A 4,203-nucleotide genomic window follows, 5' to 3' on the forward strand; every position below is an offset into this window, starting at 1 on the left:
GTGTAAACCATATACTGGTCGCACTCATCAAATCCGTGTGGCGATGAAGTCAATCGGCTCCGCGATTGTTGGGGATCCTATTTATAATAATTCTAGCCAGTCTGATCGTGGTTACCTTCACGCATTTGCTATTCGTTTTGAATACCAGAGTGAGAAATTTGAATTCATCTGTGACCCGAGAAATTCGGCGATAATGGGCAGTAAATGGAATGCTCAAGGTACGACGACTAACCTGGATGAATGGCTAAAACCATGGTCAATGAATTGGCCAACGCTAAATATTAAGTGAGTAGATAAATGCAAGCATCAGCTTTACCAACCTTTTTCGAGCATATCGAACAGCAAATCCAACAAGTGCCAGATGAAGTAAGGCGGGTATTCCATGGTCGAGGTAAGTTTTGGCCTGGGCTAGAACAAATTACTGCAGATTGGGTGGATGGGCAGCTTTTAGTTAATCTATTTAAAGAAGTGGATGAAGCCTTCTTAACTGACTTAGTTGCTGGCCTGGTTGCGTTGACTGAAAAAGAATTGTGGCAGACAAAGTCTGGTAAGTCATTGGTTCTACAGCATCGTTATGCGGATGGTGCACCTTCAGAGGTTTTATGGGGCGAGCTTGATGCTTCACCGGTTGTAAAAGAGCATGGATTAAAGTATCAGCTTGATATCGGTCGTAATCAGAATTTCGGTTTATTCCTAGACATGCGTAATGGTCGAGAGTGGGTTCAAAATAACGCTCAAGGCAAAAACGTATTGAATTTGTTTGCCTACACTTGTGGATTTTCTGTAGCAGCAATGGCTGGTGGCGCTGACAAAGTGATGAATGTGGACATGTCACGTGGTTCATTGAATAAAGGTCGCGAAAATCACCGTTTGAATGAACATGATATGCGCTCTGTTAATTTCCTTGGCTATGATATTTTTAAGTCCTGGGGAAAGATTAAGAAAGGCGGCCCATACGATCTTGTTATTATCGATCCGCCGTCATTCCAAAAGGGTAGCTTTGCCCTAACTAAAGACTACAAAAAAATCCTAAGACGTTTACCAGAGTTACTAACAGAAGGCGGTGAAGTACTGGCTTGTGTTAACTCTCCAATGGTTTCGCCAAACTTTTTGGTAGAGACAATGGTAGAAGAGGCTCCAACAGTTGAATATCAGGAACGATTAGAAAACCCACCAGAGTTTGTGGACGTTGATTTGGACTCTAGTTTGAAGGTGCTCAAGTTTAAGTTGAGCTGATTCTTACACGACAGCTTTTTTGATAATAACCCTGATTAGATTATATCTAGTCAGGGTTTTTTTTTAATAAAGCGTAACTTTTAACCATTTTGAGGAAAAAGTTTTCTGCAGAGCTCAATTGAAATTAATTTTGTGACTTACGTCGCGTAATTTAAATTGTGTGAATTTTAGTACAATCAATGATTTGAGTGTGATTCATACGTTTAGATATTAAATTAGGCATGTATTTGCTCTTTTGGTGTATTTTTTGATCTGTTGTTGATTTTATTATCAGTATATTGATCTGTTTATGCCGTTATTCAATATTTACTATTCTTATTTTTCTCGGTGAAATAATGATTTATGAATTGTCAATTTTACGTTATGTGTATATTATCCGCGTCAACTTTTCGTCGGAATGAAATTCCGTATGAAAAATAACCAAACAATATGGAATATTATTATGATTACAAAACTATTTGTTAACACTAAAGTTGCGCTAGAAAACTACAAAAATAACGAGCAGGGTGTAACTGCTATTGAATACGGTTTAATTGCGGCGGCTATTGCAATCGTTGTGGGCGCTGCTGTTACTCCACTTGGTGCGCAGCTAAAACTTATTTTTGAATCTATTACCACGACATTGACAGCTGCAACTCCTAGTTAATCGATTTGCAAGGAATTGAATCCTGGTGGCTAATTATCCTAGCCGCCATTTCTCTAATTATAATGTACAAAGACGTTAAGATTAGAAAGATTTCCAATCTTCAATGTCTTTTAGCTTTGCTAGTGACTTTCCCTTTGTTCTTATTGCATGGGGAACTAACCTCATTGCTTCACGCGTTAAGTATCATTGTTCTTGGTGTGTTTCTTAACCAATTTTCTATCCTTGGTGCTGGTGATACTAAGTTATTAGCAGTCTACTCACTGGCCATTAGGCCTGAATATTTATGGCCGATATTGTTCTTAATAATATGTGTAGGTGGTGTGTTGTCACTTGGCTATTACGTCTACGGGCGACTAACAAATATAGAGAAAGTAAGACAGAGAGGAGTTCCTTACGGCATTCCTATTTGTATTGGCAGTTATTTAGGTGTGCTAGCCTCGTTATAAGGTCAAAAAAGTGAAAAAAAACATCATTCTTGGTATGGCGGTCATCGCTATATTATTTGGCTTATATGGTTTGGCCGGAAATTTATCGAAGCAAAAGCCGAAATCGGCAGTAACCACCGAGAAAAAAGAAGTGACTGTTCAGGTTTGGACGCTGGCAGAAAATGTAAAAAAAGGTCAGCTTGTTGAGCGTGCTCAACTAAAACTACAACGTATTAGCGAGAGTGAAGCAAATAGTAAAGGTGTCGTCAGCGACATCAATTTGGCCTTTGTTCCCGGCTCAGTTTATCGACAAGATATTAATGAAAACTCAGTCGTATTCCCTGAACTGATGTTGAACCCAGATCAAGATGGGTATGTGGAACTAGTTATTGCACCAAATCGTGTACCATATGCCATTAAAACCCAAGCCGAATCGGTTGTTGGTGGAATCATAACGCAAGGCACTTTTGTAGATGTACTTTCCATCTCAACACCAGATACTTTACTTGTGGWAACTTCTACTAACCGTAATAACTCAGTCTCTGTTACTYCAATTATAATGGGAGTAAAGGTACTGCAAGTGAACAAACAGTTTATCGAAGCAAGCCGAACATTACCTGAATCGACTGAGGTTCGACTGATTGTTGAACTGACAAGAAAACAGGTCGCAAAACTGACCATTGCCAATCATATTTCGACATTAGAAGTTCATAAATCGATAGGTGAATACCAGAAATCGGACTTGCAGGCAGATGCAGGTGATATTTTACCAGGCTTTAAATCGATCGTTGAGTTTAGAGCAAATCAAATCGTTGTAAATTAAGCCCAAGGTTACTATGCGTTTAACTTATTTAAAATGGCTACTTTGTATTCTAGCCAGCACTTTATCATATTCAGGATTTGCTCAAACTATTACCAACTTATCGAAAGGTGGGATGCAAACGATTACTGTCCTTGCAGATATAAAATCCGTATTTATTTCTGATCCCGAAATTGCAGATTATCAGGTTATAGATGAACGCAAAGTGGTCGTATTTGGAAAGCAATTGGGACATGCATCGTTGGCTATTTATGGGGCTGAGGGCAAAACTCTGGCTTCTCGAAAGCTCTGGGTAAACCCTAGCCTTGATTATATTCAGCAACAAATACAAATATTGCACCCAAACGCTAACGTCATCGCCGCAAATATTGGTGAACAAGTCGTTTTATCTGGAGTGGTTGCTACAGAAGATGAGCGAGACAAAATTAATGAACTCGTTGGTACACTTTTAGAAAAATCAAAAGAAGAGTACAAGCTGGAGTGGGATCTTGGTGACGAAGAAAGCCAAGAAATACAATTTATGAAGCGCAGTTATTTCGAAGGGATCGTTAACAACATTGAAATTTCTGCTGTGAAACAAGTCAACGTGAAGCTATCCATAGCAGAAGTTTCGCATTCATTTCTTGAAGAATTTGGTGTGAGCTACGGAAGTGAAGGAGCAGGGGCTGGTGTTTTTGTCGACCAACTTACCAGCTTTAGTGCTTCAGACATCATTTCAGTGATTACCGCTATTGGCAACGATACGGTTGGTCAAATATTAGCTGAGCCGAACTTATCGGTAATTTCGGGAGAAACCGCCAGTTTCCTTGTTGGGGGAGAGCTCCCAGTGGTTACGGTGGTCGATGGAACCACTAACGTCGATTATAAAGAATTCGGTATTCGATTAGAGTTGGCCGCAAAAGTACATGATGACGATAAAATCACCTTAGCATTAATGCCGGAAGTGAGCTCATTAGATACCCAGTACAGTAATGCTGCTTACGATTTACCAGCACTCAAAACACGTAGGGCTCGCACAACTGTTCAGCTTGGTGACGGAAAAAGCTTTGTCTTAGGTGGACTGCTGAGTACTGAAG

Annotated in this window: 6 protein-coding genes; all 6 read left to right on the forward strand. The window is 39.7% G+C overall.

Annotated elements, in window-relative coordinates:
- Positions 1-289, forward strand: a 289-nt coding sequence (locus L4C33_RS20015; protein WP_489686453.1) for a pseudouridine synthase family protein, incomplete at its 5' end; no start/stop codon positions are given.
- Positions 290-297: 8 nt separating this feature from the next.
- On the forward strand, positions 298-1,236 hold the full coding sequence (locus tag L4C33_RS20020) for a class I SAM-dependent methyltransferase (protein WP_428814160.1): 939 nt from the start codon (positions 298-300) through the stop codon (positions 1,234-1,236).
- Positions 1,237-1,678: 442 nt separating this feature from the next.
- The gene (locus tag L4C33_RS20025; protein WP_428814161.1) at positions 1,679-1,882 is read left to right on the forward strand and encodes a Flp family type IVb pilin; all 204 of its coding nucleotides are present in this window, start codon (positions 1,679-1,681) and stop codon (positions 1,880-1,882) included.
- A 5-nt stretch (positions 1,883-1,887) separates the two neighbouring features.
- Positions 1,888-2,328, forward strand: a complete 441-nt coding sequence (locus L4C33_RS20030; RefSeq protein ID WP_428814162.1) for an A24 family peptidase — start codon at positions 1,888-1,890, stop codon at positions 2,326-2,328.
- 10 nt (positions 2,329-2,338) lie between these two features.
- Complete coding sequence (gene cpaB, locus L4C33_RS20035) at positions 2,339-3,130, forward strand: Flp pilus assembly protein CpaB (RefSeq protein WP_428814163.1); 792 nt, start codon at positions 2,339-2,341, stop codon at positions 3,128-3,130.
- A gap of 13 nt (positions 3,131-3,143) precedes the next feature.
- On the forward strand, positions 3,144-4,203 hold a 1,060-nt coding region (locus L4C33_RS20040; RefSeq protein WP_428814164.1), incomplete at its 3' end, for a type II and III secretion system protein family protein.

The sequence above is a fragment of the Vibrio makurazakiensis genome (assembly GCF_050337375.1).
GTDB lineage: Bacteria > Pseudomonadota > Gammaproteobacteria > Enterobacterales > Vibrionaceae > Vibrio > Vibrio makurazakiensis.